Annotated in this window: 18 protein-coding genes and 2 tRNA genes; 4 read left to right on the plus strand and 16 right to left on the minus strand. The window is 52.6% G+C overall.

Features of this window, described 5'->3' with window-relative positions; translation table 11 throughout:
• Positions 1-6 precede the first annotated feature (6 nt).
• Entirely contained in the window at positions 7-1,374 is a 1,368-nt protein-coding gene (gene glmM, locus E3E26_RS04565; protein WP_167900204.1) for a phosphoglucosamine mutase, read from the plus strand.
• On the opposite strand, the gene E3E26_RS04570 is transcribed toward glmM, so the two are convergent.
• The 12 genes from E3E26_RS04570 to E3E26_RS04625 form a co-directional block, all read right to left on the minus strand.
• The gene (locus E3E26_RS04570; RefSeq protein WP_167900205.1) at positions 1,364-2,164 is read right to left on the minus strand and encodes an energy-coupling factor ABC transporter ATP-binding protein; all 801 of its coding nucleotides are present in this window, start codon (positions 2,162-2,164) and stop codon (positions 1,364-1,366) included. The two genes, glmM and E3E26_RS04570, sit on opposite strands and share 11 nt — an antisense overlap.
• On the minus strand, positions 2,161-2,820 hold the full coding sequence (locus E3E26_RS04575; RefSeq protein WP_167900206.1) for a CbiQ family ECF transporter T component: 660 nt from the start codon (positions 2,818-2,820) through the stop codon (positions 2,161-2,163). Before E3E26_RS04575 ends, E3E26_RS04570 begins: the two co-directional genes overlap by 4 nt.
• Before the next feature lies 1 nt (position 2,821).
• A complete protein-coding gene (locus E3E26_RS04580; RefSeq protein WP_167900207.1) occupies positions 2,822-3,070 on the minus strand; it encodes a PDGLE domain-containing protein in 249 nt (82 codons plus the stop codon).
• The gene (locus E3E26_RS04585) at positions 3,067-3,681 is read right to left on the minus strand and encodes an energy-coupling factor ABC transporter permease (protein WP_167900208.1); all 615 of its coding nucleotides are present in this window, start codon (positions 3,679-3,681) and stop codon (positions 3,067-3,069) included. Before E3E26_RS04585 ends, E3E26_RS04580 begins: the two co-directional genes overlap by 4 nt.
• 140 nt (positions 3,682-3,821) lie before the next feature.
• Positions 3,822-4,622, minus strand: a complete 801-nt coding sequence (locus E3E26_RS04590; protein ID WP_167900209.1) for a proteasome assembly chaperone family protein — start codon at positions 4,620-4,622, stop codon at positions 3,822-3,824.
• 4 nt (positions 4,623-4,626) lie between these two features.
• Entirely contained in the window at positions 4,627-4,803 is a 177-nt protein-coding gene (locus E3E26_RS04595; protein ID WP_012571196.1) for an RNA-protein complex protein Nop10, read from the minus strand.
• 11 nt (positions 4,804-4,814) lie between these two features.
• Positions 4,815-5,642, minus strand: coding sequence for a translation initiation factor IF-2 subunit alpha (locus E3E26_RS04600; RefSeq protein ID WP_167900210.1), 828 nt, complete (start codon positions 5,640-5,642; stop codon positions 4,815-4,817).
• Positions 5,643-5,738: 96 nt separating this feature from the next.
• Positions 5,739-5,936 carry a 30S ribosomal protein S27e gene (locus E3E26_RS04605; RefSeq protein ID WP_012571194.1) on the minus strand — a complete coding sequence of 66 codons (198 nt, stop codon included), beginning with the start codon at positions 5,934-5,936 and terminating at the stop codon, positions 5,739-5,741.
• Between the two features lie 3 nt (positions 5,937-5,939).
• Positions 5,940-6,224, minus strand: coding sequence for a 50S ribosomal protein L44e (locus E3E26_RS04610; RefSeq protein WP_012571193.1), 285 nt, complete (start codon positions 6,222-6,224; stop codon positions 5,940-5,942).
• A gap of 218 nt (positions 6,225-6,442) precedes the next feature.
• Positions 6,443-6,628: an HTH domain-containing protein gene (locus E3E26_RS04615; protein ID WP_234394333.1), complete on the minus strand. Its 186-nt coding sequence runs from the start codon at positions 6,626-6,628 to the stop codon at positions 6,443-6,445.
• A 55-nt stretch (positions 6,629-6,683) separates the two neighbouring features.
• Entirely contained in the window at positions 6,684-7,265 is a 582-nt protein-coding gene (locus tag E3E26_RS04620; protein ID WP_167900211.1) for a lysine exporter LysO family protein, read from the minus strand.
• Positions 7,262-7,510 (minus strand): hypothetical protein, encoded by a 249-nt coding sequence (locus E3E26_RS04625; protein WP_167900212.1) that lies wholly within the window; start codon positions 7,508-7,510, stop codon positions 7,262-7,264. The genes E3E26_RS04620 and E3E26_RS04625 overlap by 4 nt, the downstream gene beginning before the upstream one ends.
• A 228-nt stretch (positions 7,511-7,738) precedes the next feature.
• Between E3E26_RS04625 and E3E26_RS04630 the strand changes: the two genes are divergently transcribed.
• Positions 7,739-8,938 (plus strand): pyridoxal phosphate-dependent aminotransferase, encoded by a 1,200-nt coding sequence (locus E3E26_RS04630; RefSeq protein WP_167900686.1) that lies wholly within the window; start codon positions 7,739-7,741, stop codon positions 8,936-8,938.
• Positions 8,939-8,985: 47 nt separating this feature from the next.
• Here E3E26_RS04630 and E3E26_RS04635 read toward each other — a convergent pair whose 3' ends face one another.
• The 4 genes from E3E26_RS04635 to E3E26_RS04650 all read right to left on the minus strand — a co-directional run bounded on the left by E3E26_RS04635 (position 8,986) and on the right by E3E26_RS04650 (position 11,195).
• Positions 8,986-9,903 carry a hypothetical protein gene (locus E3E26_RS04635; RefSeq protein ID WP_167900213.1) on the minus strand — a complete coding sequence of 306 codons (918 nt, stop codon included), beginning with the start codon at positions 9,901-9,903 and terminating at the stop codon, positions 8,986-8,988.
• A gap of 432 nt (positions 9,904-10,335) precedes the next feature.
• Positions 10,336-10,539, minus strand: a complete 204-nt coding sequence (locus E3E26_RS04640; protein WP_012571186.1) for a MoaD/ThiS family protein — start codon at positions 10,537-10,539, stop codon at positions 10,336-10,338.
• A gap of 475 nt (positions 10,540-11,014) precedes the next feature.
• A tRNA-Cys gene (locus E3E26_RS04645) sits at positions 11,015-11,089 on the minus strand.
• Positions 11,090-11,109: 20 nt separating this feature from the next.
• Positions 11,110-11,195: transfer RNA gene (locus E3E26_RS04650), tRNA-Ser, on the minus strand.
• 111 nt (positions 11,196-11,306) lie between these two features.
• On the opposite strand from E3E26_RS04650, the gene E3E26_RS04655 reads away from it, so the two are divergent.
• Both E3E26_RS04655 and E3E26_RS04660 read left to right on the plus strand, forming a co-directional pair.
• Positions 11,307-12,572, plus strand: a complete 1,266-nt coding sequence (locus E3E26_RS04655) for an Nre family DNA repair protein (protein WP_167900214.1) — start codon at positions 11,307-11,309, stop codon at positions 12,570-12,572.
• A 66-nt stretch (positions 12,573-12,638) separates the two neighbouring features.
• Positions 12,639-13,760: an alkaline phosphatase family protein gene (locus E3E26_RS04660; RefSeq protein ID WP_167900215.1), complete on the plus strand. Its 1,122-nt coding sequence runs from the start codon at positions 12,639-12,641 to the stop codon at positions 13,758-13,760.
• Positions 13,761-13,770: the final 10 nt, after the last annotated feature.

Here is a 13,770-nt window from a genome sequence, read left to right on the forward strand (position 1 = left end):
AAAGACATGGGAAAGCTGTTTGGAACCTTCGGCGTCAGGGGGATCGCCAATGAGAAGATAACCCCTGAGTTCGCGCTTAGGATGGGTATGGCCTTCGGAACGATGCTGAAGAGGGAAGGAAGGGAGAAGCCGCTGGTAGTTGTCGGCAGGGACACCCGCGTTAGCGGTGAGATGCTCAAGGAGGCTTTAATAAGCGGTCTCCTCAGCGTTGGATGTGACGTTATCGATGTCGGAGTCGCCCCAACTCCCGCCATACAGTTCGCCTGCAGGTACTTCAAGGCCGACGGCGGAGCGGCAATAACTGCAAGCCACAACCCGCCTGAATACAACGGCATAAAGCTCCTCGAGCCCAACGGCATGGGCTTGAAGAAGGAGAGAGAGGCGGTAGTTGAGGAGCTGTTCTTCAACGAGGACTTCGACAGGGCTAAGTGGGACGAAATCGGAGAGGTCCGGAAGGAGGACATAATAAGGCCCTATCTCGACGCCATAAAATCGAGGGTGGACGTTGAGGCAATAAGGAAGAGGAGACCATTCGTAGTCGTCGATACGTCCAACGGTGCCGGCTCGCTCACTTTACCCTACCTGCTCAGGGAGCTGGGCTGTAAGGTCGTCAGCGTAAACGCCCATCCAGACGGCCACTTCCCTGCGAGAAATCCTGAGCCCAACGAGGAAAATCTTAAGGACTTCATGAAGGTTGTCAAGGCTCTCGGGGCGGACTTTGGAGTGGCTCAGGACGGGGATGCCGACAGGGCCGTTTTCATCGACGAGAACGGCAACTTTGTTCAGGGTGATAAGACCTTTGCGCTGGTTGCCGACGCTGTTCTCAGAGAAAACGGCGGCGGGCTGCTTGTCACAACCGTCGCTACCTCCTATCTGCTTGATGACATAGCCAAGAGGAACAATGCCGAGGTAATGCGCACGAAGGTTGGTGACCTTATAGTGGCGAGGGCTTTGTTGGAGCACGACGGAACCATAGGTGGCGAGGAGAACGGCGGCGTAATCTTTCCAGACTTTGTCCTCGGCAGGGACGGGGCCATGACAGCGGCAAAAATCGTGGAGATATTCGCGAAAAGCGGTAAGAAGTTCAGCGAGCTTATAGATGAACTCCCCAGGTACTACCAGTTCAAGACGAAAAGGCACATCGAAGGCGATAGGAAGGCGATAGTCGCTAAAGTGGCTGAGTTGGCCAGGGAGAGAGGTTACACCATCGATACAACTGACGGAACCAAGATACTCTTCGACGACGGCTGGGTATTGGTCAGGGCCAGCGGAACGGAGCCGATAATAAGGGTTTTCAGCGAGGCGAAGAGCGAAGAAAAGGCAAGGGAATACCTTGACCTTGGCCTGGAGCTTTTGGAGAAGGCTATGGAGTAGTCCTTCTCCATTCTTCGAGTATTTTTCTTGCCTCTTCAACGTTCCTTGGAACCTTCAGCCCCAAGCTCAGGAACAGCTCCGCGATGGATGGGACATCAAGGTTGTGCTCTCTAAGGAGCCTGGGATTACCGAGTATTTCCTCAGGCGTTCCGACGGTTATTATTTTCCCACTGTCCATCAGGACTATCCTGTCGCAGAGGGTCAGATATTCTGCCTCGTGGGAGGCCAGGATTACCGTCTTCCCTTCCTCCTTCATTCCCCTTATCAGCTCCCCGAGGAGCCGTTTTCCCCTGAAATCAAGGTTGGCGAAGGGCTCGTCAAAGACGATGATTTCGGGTTCCATCGCAAGGATCGTGGCTATTGCTACCCTCTTCTTTTCGCCGAAGCTGAGGTCTTTAGTTTCCCTCTCTGCGTAGCCCTCCATACCCACCTGTCTCAGTGCCCACAGGACTCTTTCCCTCAGCTTCTCCCCACGGAGACCGAGGTTGTAGGGGCCGAAGGCAACGTCCTCGAAGACAGTCGGCGAGAACAGCTGGTCGTTTGGGTCCTGAAAGACGATGCCAACCTTCCTTCGAACCTCCTTGGGGTTCTTAGCGGGATCGAGGCCGTCTATAATCACCTCTCCCTTCTTCGGCTTCAGTATGCCGTTGAGATGAAGAACAAGCGTGCTCTTTCCAGCCCCATTGGGTCCGAGAATCCCGAAAATTTCTCCCCCTTTGATGGTGAGGTTCACACCCCTCAGAACCTCTCTTCCTGCGTACGAAAAGTGAACGTTTCTCAGCTCTATCATATCAGCAGACCCCCGATGGCGAGGAGCATCAGCAGTCCGATTGAGGGGTTTGGACGTGGTTCTTCGAGCCTTGGGAACTCGCCAAAGCCCCTTGAGAGCATTGCCTTATAAATTCTCCCGTTTCTAAGGTATGCCCTCACAAAAATCTCGCCTATGAGTGCTCCAAGTTTCCGGTAGTATTCCTTTCTCCCGATTCCAAATGCCCTGGAATCAAGGGCCCGCTTCATCCTCTCGGCTTCCTCTGCAAAGAGGTCGAGGTAGCGGTATGTGAACGCGAGCGTCAGGATGAGTATCCTCGGAAACTTCAGGGTCTCCATCTCTGCGAGTATCCTCGAAAAGCCGACCGAGCTGGTTATCACTACGGCGGTTCCCGCGGATAGAAAGGCCTTCCCGAGGAGAAGGAAGAAGGAATAAAGCCCCTCGTGGGTTATCGGCCCTATGGGAGTATCGAGAATTGGTCTTCCAGGATTGAAGAGGGCAAGGATGAAGAGCAGCCCCTCAAACCCGAGGAGGAATCCGAGGTTGAGGAGAACTCTCTTCTTAGGCCTCATCATAATGGCTACAGCAAGGAACAGGAGGGCAAAATAAGCTAACTCACTCAAGCTTTTTCGGGTAACGACACCAATCGCGTAAATAAAAATGAACGGCAGGTACACTTCAGGCACCCTTGGCGAGCTTTGCTAAGCCGTAGCCAACCACGAAGGTCAAGGTTATTCCGAGGAGCCCCATGGCGAAGCTCTGAGCCCAGCTTTCGCCATAATCGAGGGGGGCGTGGTAGATGGGATTCTCTTCGAGGCCGACCTTTTCCATGGTGGCCTCTAAACCATCGGGATTGCTCGAGGCCAGCGGAAGGACTATGGCCAATATAACGGCTATGACGATGAGTCCCTTCACTATCGCCCTCATGCGGTCACCCCCTCTATCTCGGGAAGCTTCATCCTAACGGCCTGGACGATGAGTATAGTGAGTACGGCCTCACCGATGCCGATTATGGCATGATAGCTTATCATCAGGGTGAGAACCTTGGCGAAGGGCAGGCTCTGGCTGAGGCCTATCTCGATAGCAGTCATCGTTGCTCCCAGGAGCACCGAAAGCCACGCGGCAAAGCCCATGGCGAAAACCTCATTGATGTTCTTCAGCTTGGTGTAGATGGCGTAGCCAACGAACGCCCCGATAAGACCCATGTTGAGGATGTTCGCTCCGATGGCAGTTATTCCACCGTCGCCGAAGAGCAATGTCTGGATGAGCAACACCGCAGTCATAACTATCACAGCCGCATAGGGGCCGAGCAGTATGGCAACGAGCGTCGCTCCGAGCAGATGTCCACTGACTCCTCCGATTATCGGGAAGTTGACCATCTGGGCCGCGAAGATCCCAGCCGCAAAGAGGCCGAGGAGAGGTATTTTGTCCTCCGGAAAGTCTCTGAGCTTTTTAATTGAGTACAGAACGCCCGCTATGGTTACTGCGTAAGTCACTATTATAACCGGCGTGCTCAACAGCCCGTCTGGTATGTGCAATTTATCTCCCTCCTTGGCCCGGGGGTGTTATCAAAGTCAAAAAAGATAGCACTATATAAAAGTGTTTCTCCAACCCGGTATTATTAACCATAGGTTGGATGTGCCAGAAGCCAGTAAGAGACCTGAAAAAGGGAAGAAAATCAGAGGTAACCCCTGTCCTCTTCCTCCGGTGTTGGAGGCATGGTCTGTTCGAGCATCGCCCTCTGCATCTCCTGAACCTTGCGGAGTATCTCCTCGGTTTCCTTGGCGCGCTCATCGAGGGCCGTCATGTCGAGCTCGATGCCGAGTATCTTAGTTACCGCGCTGAGGACTGATTTGGCTGCCTTTGCGTCAACGATGTAGCCGAGGCTTTCGCCGAGCAGGCTTATTCCGTACATGCTCCTGAGCTTGCCCATACCAAGAAGAAGACCAGCTGCGCCGACTATTGCTCCGCCTTCATCCTCCCTCCAGACAACCTCGACCTGACAGCCTTCCAGCTTGGCCTTATAGTACTCAACAAGCTCCTCGTGGGTTACTGCCGCTAAAACCTTCGGCTCTCCCTGGAGCTCCGGCACCTGGTAGCCGCCCATTGTGATGATCTCCCTCGTGCCAAACTCGCTCACGAAGTCGAGCATCTTGCCAACGACCTCGAAGTGACCGGGGCTGTCCGTTGGCGGAACCTGCTGGTCGCCTGTGATGATTATCAGGTCTCTTCCGTTCTCCTCGGGGTTCTTCCAGTAGTAGAACTCGTTTTTCATCAACTCAACGACGGAATTCTTCTTGATGAGCACCTGGTGCATGAAATGCGGCGAGTAGAGCTCGGCGAACTTGACAGCCTCAAGCTCCTGAATCAGGTGTTCTGCAGCAAGCTTTCCAACTAGGCCTATCCCAGGGAGACCCTCGATGAACACAGGGTCCCTCAGCTGGGGCCTCTCGTAGACATAAATCATGGTCTCTTTCATGGTCTCACCTCTTTACAATGCCCAGCTGTTCGCGCTTCAGTCTGCGCCTGTACTCCCCGTAGGGATCCTCTGGCGAGAAGCGCGGCGGGTGGGCTATCTTTGTCTTGGTTCCGCAGACTGGACAGGTCTCTTTGAGGGTGTAGCGCCCGCAGCTGGGACACTTCCTTATGCGGAACCTCATGTCAATCCCCTTCAGGCGCCTCTCCTCTTTATCTTCTTGATGCGCTTCTCCTTCCTTAGGAGGGTTGCCTCTCCTCCCGCCTGCTTGATAACGCGAAGTATCTCCTCAGCGATGTCCTCGAGAACCTCTTCGGCCTTGTAATAGTCGGGCGCGGTTATGTCTATCCTATATCTTGGAGCTCCCTGGTAGGTGAACTTGACTTCGATGTCCTTATCTTCGTTGACCCTGTCACGGGCCCTTATGAGTGCCTCCTTGATTATCTCTATGCCGTTGGGCTTCGGCACGGTTATCTCGAACTCGGCATCGATGGTTACCGTGGGAACCTCGACGTAATTCTGGACTATCTCGTTGAGCGGTTCGAGCCACTCGTCGGGTATGATGCCCTTGAGAACCTCTATGCCGTTCTGGGCAGCGTCCTCAAAGGCGGCGTAAACTTCGCCGTACTCCTCCTCGAGAGGAACCCAGACCTCCCACCAGGCCATCTCAAAGTCCTTCCCGAGCTTTTCTGCGGCCATCTTGAGAAGGTTCTCGGCCTTCTGGGCGCGCTTGTACTCCTGGAGTTTGGCTTTCCTCTGCTGCTGGTTCACCCTCTTGAGGCTCAGGTCTATGTGCCCCTTACTTGGGTCAACGCGTATGACCTTGGCAACTACTTTCTGACCCTCTTTCACATAGTCCCTAATGTTCTTGACCCATGTCGAGGCGACCTCGCTTATATGCATGAAGCCCTCTTTACCGGGGTACTCGTCAAGCTTGAGAAACGCACCGTAAGGATGGATGCTCTTGACGGTCGCGATAACAAACTCTCCCTCTTCAGGATACTCCTTGGCTTTCCTCGGCATTCTAACCACCTCAAAATTTTCTTTGCCTGAGTAATTTACGAAAAGGAGGTTTTTAAAGTTTAGCAGAAGGCCGAAAGGGAAGAGAAAGAAAGGTGTTCACTCGAGAACCTCGAGTATCTTGGCCTTGATAACGCCCTTACCTCCGGTGGGCTCGACGAGCGTTGCACCGCAGACGAGGCACCTGACGGTGGTGGCCGGGTTGCTGAAGACGATCTGCTCGTTGCCGCAGTCGATGCACTTGACGCGGAGGAACCTGCTCCTCGGCATCGGGATGAGGTTCTTCGGGAGCGCCATGCGTCACACCTCCACGAGCTCGAACTTCTTAACGCGGAAGCCCTGTCCCCTCGTGTGGGCCTTACCGCAGACGGTGCACCTGAACCTGAGGTCGAGCTTCTTGACCGGCTTCTCCCTTCCGGCAGGGTTCGGCCTCGGGAAACCGCGGTAACCCTTCATGATCCTTCTGAACCTTCTCTGACCCTGGCTGAGCTCGCTCCTCGGCCTCTTCTTGACCTTCTCGACTTTGTGTATGGTGTGCTTCTTGCAAAACGGACAGTAAGTCCTTATCTGCTTTGGATACTTCATTCTCTCACCTCCACAGAGGGCCCGGTGGGCTCCTACCCGCTCTTGCCTCGGACACCCCCGAGCCATGAGGGATTATCCTGCAACCACCGCTAATCGTGAGGCTTTAAAAATGTTTTTGCTATCGACTGGGATGAATTCCAGTAGACCCTCAAAGTGGAGTGGAGGAAATCGAAAGAAAGACCCTGCTAGAGAAATTGGAAGAAAAATACCGGGCTGACTCACTCGGCCGGGGCGTAGTAGCAGCGCTTTGGCGAGATTATCTTGCCCTCTTTTTTCAGGATCTTTATCGCCTTGTCGACCTCTTTCTTATCTATTCCGGCAAGCTCTGCTATCTCTTTGCTCTTGAGGGGCTTTCCAGCTTCCTTCAGGACTTTAAATACGAGTTCAACCTCACTCATTCTCATCACCATTTGGGTTTGTCAAGAGAACCTAAAGTGTTTGAACTTAAAAGATTAACGGTTAAAGCTGAAGAATGAATGGGACCACGAAGGGAACCAACGCCGTCAGTATGAATCCGTGAACAAAGGCTATGATTGCAACGTCGCTACCTCCGAACTTGGTCATTATTGGCAGCGTCGTGTCCATAGTAGTTGCCCTACCCATTGACACGGCCAGCTCTTTTGGAATCCGCCTGATAACGACCGGATACAGCAGCACTGTGAATATCTCTCTAGTAAGATTGGCAAGAAAGCCGAGGGTTCCGTAGACGGCCGAATACTGAGCTATGAGCGGGCCCGTTAGGCTGTACCACCCACAGCCCGCTGAAACTGCCAGACCCCATCTCAAATCTATGCCGAGAATCAGAGAAGCCACGAGCCCTCCCAGGAGAGAGCCGAGGAGCGTTCCAAGGGGGAGCTTAACGGCGAGCCTTCCAAGCTTTCTAACCTCGTTGGGCCTGAAGCTTTCCCCGAGATCTATTCCTATGATGAATATAAGGAGATAGAGCATTATCTCGTAGAGGTTTCCGAAGTCGGGGGCGTAGAAGTGTCCGATGAGGATTCCGATAGTTAGTGAGGCCAAAACGCAGGCCAGAAACCTCATCTTTCCCTCCCTCCCAGAAGAAGAGCAATCCCAACGCTGCCCACTATCGTCAACGCCGCAAAAGCCACGGATGAGCCAAGGAGCCAGAGGGCGTCTATCTCAACTTTTCCGGCCTCAACACCCATGAAGAAGATGAGGAGAAGTAGCGCAACGCTCATTGGAAGGTCTACATTGACTTTCCGGCTCTTTTTCCTCAGGACGTAACCGAGGAATATCCCAAAAAGCAGGGGAATGAATATGTTCATGTAACGAGGTCTCTCTGAAGGTTAATAAACGTGTCGAAGGGCTCGGAGGGTGTTCACGTCATCATGTTGCATCGTCTCAGTATGCTTGCTATTCGTCATCGCCCGGGTTAGTTTGGATGCACTCTTTTTAAAGTTGCCTCAGCTTTTCCGAAGGCCTTTCCCCTTGAACCCGACCAGGGAATGTGAAGGTTTTTATGAGGAAGTCTTCAACTCTCTCCGGTGGTGCTCATGATTCGCGCATCCGAAAGGGCTATGGGGATTGAATACGCCATAAGGGACGTTGTTCTTCCTGCCAGGGAGCTTGAGAAGAAGGGAATAAAGGTAATCAGGCTCAATATTGGTGACCCCGGAAAGTACGATTTCCAGCCGCCGAAGCACATGAGGGACGCCTACTGTAAGGCCATTCAGGAGGGCCATAATTACTACGGTCCGAGCGAGGGCCTGCCCGAACTTAGGGAGGCCATAGTAGAGCGCGAGAAAAGGAAAAACGGCGTGGATATAACCCCTGACGACGTCCGTGTTACGGCTGCAGTCACTGAGGCGCTCCAGTTCCTCTTCGGTGCTCTGCTCAATCCTGGTGACAACATCCTCGTGCCGAGCCCGAGCTATCCGCCTTACACCGGCCTCGTTAAGTTCTATGAGGGAGTACCCAGGGAGTACCTGACGGTTGAGGAGAACGGCTGGCAGCCTGACATAGACGACATGAGGAAGAAAATTGACGAGAAAACCAAGGCCATAGCTGTAATCAACCCGAACAACCCAACAGGAGCGCTTTATGAGAGGAAGACGATAAAGGAGATTCTCGATTTAGCGGGTGAATATGACCTTCCGGTTATAAGCGACGAGATATACGACCTCATGACCTACGAGGGCGAGCACGTCTCTCCGGGCTCACTCACCAAAGACGTCCCGGTCATCGTCATGAACGGCCTCTCGAAGGTTTACTTCGCAACAGGCTGGCGTCTCGGCTATTTCTACTACGTTGATCCCGAGGGCAAGCTCGATGAGATTCGGGAAGCTGTCGACAAAATGGCAAGGATCAGACTGTGCCCCAACACACCCGCCCAGTTCGCGGCGATAGCAGGTCTCACCGGCCCGATGGACTACCTCGAGGAGTACATGGCCAAGCTCAAGGAGAGGAGGGACTACATCTACAAGCGCCTGACCGAGATTCCGGGAATAAGCACCGTCAAGCCTCAGGGAGCATTCTACATCTTCCCGAAGATAGAGGAGCGCTCCAAGTGGAAGAACGACAAGGAGTTCGTGCTCGATGCCCTCAACGAGGCTCACGTACTCTTCGTCCACGGCTCAGGCTTCGGCTATGCCGGTGAGTGGCACTTCAGGATAGTTTTCCTGCCGCCGGTCGAGATTCTCGAGGAGGCCATGGATAACTTCGAGGCGTTCATGAGGAAGAGGCTGAGTTCCTGATTCCCTCTCCATTTTCTCTGTTGGAGAAAGAAAAATAATGGGAGTTCTCATGGGCCGATTATTTTGTAGGCTTTTACGCTGTTCCATGTTTTGATGTAAACTATGTTTCCATCAAGTTTCACGTCATATGGCCGCTCATTGAAGCTCTTGCAGGCAATTTTGATTAAATGGCCCGCCGTGTAAATGCAGACTCCGTTCTTTTCTTCGCCTTTCTCATTTTTAAGATAATATGCCACCGCAACATGGCTGTCATCAGCGTCTACACGCACTCTAATCCCAAGGCCCTCGCCGTTGATGCTTGTAATTGTTTTCCTCTTAACTTTCTTCCCTTCCACGATGTAAAGGATTACTTTAGTCTTAAGGGAAGACCACCCTCTGTCTGGCCACCCAACGGTCACGTAAGCTTTGTCACCAATAATTCTGACATCAGAGATATGGGCTCCCAAAACATCGGGGCAGAATCTGAATGTTGTCTCTCCAGTAGAGATATTCATAAGGTATGCACAGGACTCACCTCCAGAGCCAAATAGGGCAGAACTAACGAGAATGAGGCCGTCCCGAGTGTACCTGAGTGGATAAGCACTAAATGGACGCCACCATTTGAGGCTCATATTGTAATCAAACAATGCCAAAGTTGTTCCGGCCCAAGACCTAGAACTTCCAGGGTAGTAGGCGTAAACTAATATGCCTTCGGGAAGACAGAGGTATTTTCCCTCAACTCCCCTCAGGGTTATATTTGCCATGGGAGTCTGATTCTGAATGAGGGTGAAGTTCACAAAATGGTTAAGCTTATACTGATAGTACTCGGTTTTAATATGGATATTTGGGGGACAATGCAAAGAGCTCGGGACTTCTCCAAAATCTACATCTTTTACATCTGCTGGAATAAGTAAGCCTTTGGGTAAAAAGAAGACAAAGAGCAAACAAAAGATTAAAATTGAAATTGCCACTTTATTTCGGCCCATGTATCATCACCACTTTACCACCCAGTCCCATCCACACAGGCTTCCATATGTATCCCTAGTACAAACCACGAAATTTTGAGAGCTGGCTTGATCCGGTGCAAAACATCCACCACAGTGTGTATTTGCCCACTTGCAGGAACTTCCGACATCTCCATACTTGTGTTCTGGCAGGTCTTTGAGTTGGTGTAGAATTCCTGGTTGTTCCTTTCTGCACGTACTCGAAACCACTCAAAACGAACGGCCTAATAATGAACATTACTGCCCATTTCTTCATTCGTCCTTTTCCAAGAGGACAGGTATAATCATTGCAAGTTGTATATAACACTTTCGCTCCAAGAATACATAAATTAAAAACTTCCGTTGGCCAAACTATTGCCTAAAACTAAAAAGTTCAGTTTGTTCAAAATATTGAATAAATCTCTGTAATCTGCTTTATCCGCCCGAAACTACAGGAATAACCTCCACGTAGTCACCATCTTTCACGTTCTCGTCCTCCAGAGCAACGCGGCCGTTGAGCTTCGCTATCGCGCTCTCTGTGTTGAATCCCACTTCGCGGAGGACATCTGCGATTTTCATGCCTTTCCTCCACTCGAGTTCCTTCTCTATTCCCCTTCCAAGAACCTTGACCCTGATCATCGTCACCACCGAAAGGCATATCTTTCAAGCATTTATAAAATCTCCCGGCCGATGCGCTTACGCTCCCTTCGGGCTGAACGTTTGGCCCGGCACCGATGGGGGGTGATGAGGGCCACCACTCCCGAGGCCAGGAAACTTTTGCCAAGCAAAAGTTTCCCAACGTGGGGCGAAGCCCCACTTCGGGGGTTTGAGAGTACAGGAAGCTTTGAGAAAGCTTGACCAAAAGAACTTTCTTCAAAAATTATCCGGTACTGGAGTTTGCATGTTTTCCCAGTATTGAAAGTCCAAAGCGGGGATTAAATCAAAAGGGGAATTGAAACCTGTTTCACATACTTTTTAACGTCCGGAGGGCGTTATACTTGCAGTGAAACCATGAAAATTGCGAGTGGGGGGAATAACCCCCTATTAAAACCGCAGATCCAGAAGGACATGCGAACCTTGATCAAACTTCGCGCAGGCGAAGTTTGTATAATTATGGAGCCGGGAGGGGGATTCGAACCCCCGTAAAGCGGATCTGCAGTCCACCGCCTCACCTCTAGGCTATCCCGGCATTCGACCCAGAGAAAGATTTGGCGCCGCGGAGGGGATTTGAACCCCTGTGGGCAACGCCCACCGGCTTAGCAGGCCGGCGCCCTACCAGGCTAGGCTACCGCGGCACTCCAATGCCCGAGTTATATGAGCTGGAGGGGGTTTTTAAGTTTTTTGGAAGGTACTCGAGATGCCAGCGTCGGCAAACCATAAATACCTTCCCTGAGTAACTATCCTCGATGACCCAGCTCTTCAACTCCAAGCTCTGTGCCGTCTGCAAGGGCAGGAAGCTCCTCTGCGGCAGGCCCACCTGTCCGATTCTCGAGAGGTTTAGGGTAGCCCGGAAGGTAGAGGAAAAGCTCAATAAGCGCCACCTTTTTGGCTCTTCCCCGCCGAGCATCTTCGTTGGGGAGTACGGCTATCCTAAGGTTCGCATAGGCCCTCTTGTGCCACCGATTGAGGGAGATACCAGTCACCTCGACAGTCCCATGAAGTGGGAGGACAAGACGATAAGGGACATCCTTTACTACCGCTCGCTATTGGTTATGGGCGAGACGAAAGCAGACGTCCACGTAAGGAGGAGCGGGAGAATACTCGGCGAGGTTCAGGAGCTGGCAATGTCGATAAAGCCCGTTGACAGCGAGATTTTGCTGAAGAAAAAGCCCGTTCTCAAAGTCCTCCCAAGCGAGTTTGCCCCGCCGATAGGGCCGAAGGCGGAGCTTTTGGACTTTGAGCTCACGGAGAATCCCCGGATTCCGAGGAGGACCGACTATGTCGTGAGCGACGAGCTGAAGGCGGAGCAAGCAATAATGAGGCTTTACAACTGGGGCTTTGACGAGTACTATATTATAAGGCTCCTCTCCGCGGGACTTCTCGGCGTTGACAAGAGGCTTGTTCCCACAAGGTGGAGCATCACCGCCGTTCAGGACACGATAGGGAATAACCTGAGGCGTGAAATTCTGAGCTATCCAGAGATAAACGACTACGAGGTCTACTTTTACCGCTTCCTCGGAAACCGCTACGCCGTTCTGCTTATGCCTGAGAGCTATGCCTTCGAGCTTTTGGAGGTCTGGCTCAAGGGCTCGCTCTTCGGAAGCGATGAACCAAGCGTCATCCACGACTACGAGGACTTCCGCGGAAGAAAGGAGTACGTCAAGGAAACGGCCGGAGCCTACCACGCGGCTCGTCTGAGTGTTCTTGAAGCTCTGAGAGCGAGGAGGAGGCAGGCAAGGATAGTAGTTTTCCGCGAGGTTACCCCCGAGTACTACGCCCCCGTTGGTGTCTGGCAGATAAGGTTGGGAGTCAAAAAGGCCATGAACAACCTCATCGGTCACTTCTCAACGCTGAACGAGGCGCTAGAGGCCATAAAGCGTCGCCTTGAGCATCCGTTCGAGAAGTACCTCACGAGGAGCTACATACTTGGCAGCTTAGCGAGGCAGAAAACTTTAGACGAGTGGCTCGGAAAGAATTTATACCTGATTAACAAAGGGAACTACGGTGGATGACGATCACTCCATCCCACTGAAGTATGATGACTGCACGTCAGGCCGACACCGCTTGGAGGTTTTGGAATGAGGAAAAAGCTCGCGCTGATAAGCCTCGACGGCTGTGGGGTCTACAACCTGAAGCACATGCCCTTCCTGAGCGAGCTTGCTGAAAGCGGTGAGTTCGCGGTGGTTGACTCTATCTTTCCCACGCTCACGGACTTAGTTCACACCAGCGTGATGACGGGGGTGTGGCCGAAAGATCACGGAGTCGTCGAGAACGGCTACTACGACCGCCTCTCTGACCGGAAGGTTAACTTCTATGACTACGAGGTGGCCTTTAATCCCCACAAGGTCATTAAGGCCCCGACCATCGTTGACCTCTTGCGGCAGAAAGGTGTTAGAACCGCAGCCGTCAGCGGCTATACGATGCCCCCGTTCAGCGGGACGGACGTTAGAATCTTCCCACCCTTCTTTGCCGGTGACAGGATGTACCGCCAGCACGGTCGCGATTGGAGGAAGGACGTCTGGGTCATGAACTCGGCCATATACCTATACGAGGAATGCAGACCGGATTTGCTCCTCGTACACTTCGCTTCGATAGACGGCATGGGCCACGACTATGGGCCGCTGAGTGAGGGGGCTCTAAAGGCCGTTGAGACCGTTGACACTGCAGTTAGAACCCTATGGGAGCGCCTGAAGGAAGAGTACGCCTTCATAATCTTCGCTGACCACGGACAGGAAGAGGTTCACACCTGGGTGAACCTGAAAACCTACCTCAGGAAGCACGGCATCGAGACGCTACGCGTCTCCTCTGGCGGTGGAGTTCACGTTTATCTCAGAGACCCGAACCCGGCCGAGGAAGCCTTTGAAGTTCTGAGGAAGGCTCCGGGGGTCAAAGAAGTCTTTTTCCGCGATGAGCTACCCCACCTCGATACGCCCCTGAGCGGCGAGCTGATAGTCTCCGCCAAGCCTGGCTACTGGTTCTGCTCCCACAGAATGTGCAGGGGGATTAAGGGAGTAAGTCACTGGGTTAAGGGAATGCACGGCTCCATGAACGAGCCGGTTGTGAAGGTTCCGCTGATACTGTGGGGTTTCGAGAAAGTTGAGCTTGAAATCCCGGGCCTCATGGACATAGCACCGACGGTTCTGGAGTTCTTTGGTGTAGAAAAGCCGGGGAACATGGTAGGGAGGAGTTTGATAAAATGAAAAGTTGGGG

This window comes from Thermococcus sp. LS1, from assembly GCF_012027395.1.
In the GTDB taxonomy this organism is placed as follows: domain Archaea; phylum Methanobacteriota_B; class Thermococci; order Thermococcales; family Thermococcaceae; genus Thermococcus.

Bases quoted from the DNA above. Each gene is read 5' to 3' on its own strand.
- glmM (WP_167900204.1), top strand. From the start codon at position 7: ATGGGAAAGCTGTTTGGAACCTTCGGCGTCAGGGGGATCGCCAATGAG.
- E3E26_RS04570 (WP_167900205.1), bottom strand. From the start codon at position 2,164: ATGATAGAGCTGAGAAACGTTCACTTTTCGTACGCAGGAAGAGAGGTT.
- E3E26_RS04580 (WP_167900207.1), bottom strand. From the start codon at position 3,070: ATGAGGGCGATAGTGAAGGGACTCATCGTCATAGCCGTTATATTGGCC.
- E3E26_RS04590 (WP_167900209.1), bottom strand. From the start codon at position 4,622: ATGAAAGAGACCATGATTTATGTCTACGAGAGGCCCCAGCTGAGGGAC.
- E3E26_RS04595 (WP_012571196.1), bottom strand. From the start codon at position 4,803: ATGAGGTTCCGCATAAGGAAGTGTCCCAGCTGCGGGCGCTACACCCTC.
- E3E26_RS04600 (WP_167900210.1), bottom strand. From the start codon at position 5,642: ATGCCGAGGAAAGCCAAGGAGTATCCTGAAGAGGGAGAGTTTGTTATC.
- E3E26_RS04605 (WP_012571194.1), bottom strand. From the start codon at position 5,936: ATGGCGCTCCCGAAGAACCTCATCCCGATGCCGAGGAGCAGGTTCCTC.
- E3E26_RS04610 (WP_012571193.1), bottom strand. From the start codon at position 6,224: ATGAAGTATCCAAAGCAGATAAGGACTTACTGTCCGTTTTGCAAGAAG.
- E3E26_RS04615 (WP_234394333.1), bottom strand. From the start codon at position 6,628: ATGAGAATGAGTGAGGTTGAACTCGTATTTAAAGTCCTGAAGGAAGCT.
- E3E26_RS04620 (WP_167900211.1), bottom strand. From the start codon at position 7,265: ATGAGGTTTCTGGCCTGCGTTTTGGCCTCACTAACTATCGGAATCCTC.
- E3E26_RS04625 (WP_167900212.1), bottom strand. From the start codon at position 7,510: ATGAACATATTCATTCCCCTGCTTTTTGGGATATTCCTCGGTTACGTC.
- E3E26_RS04630 (WP_167900686.1), top strand. From the start codon at position 7,739: ATGATTCGCGCATCCGAAAGGGCTATGGGGATTGAATACGCCATAAGG.
- E3E26_RS04635 (WP_167900213.1), bottom strand. From the start codon at position 9,903: ATGGGCCGAAATAAAGTGGCAATTTCAATTTTAATCTTTTGTTTGCTC.
- E3E26_RS04640 (WP_012571186.1), bottom strand. From the start codon at position 10,539: ATGATCAGGGTCAAGGTTCTTGGAAGGGGAATAGAGAAGGAACTCGAG.
- E3E26_RS04655 (WP_167900214.1), top strand. From the start codon at position 11,307: ATGACCCAGCTCTTCAACTCCAAGCTCTGTGCCGTCTGCAAGGGCAGG.
- E3E26_RS04660 (WP_167900215.1), top strand. From the start codon at position 12,639: ATGAGGAAAAAGCTCGCGCTGATAAGCCTCGACGGCTGTGGGGTCTAC.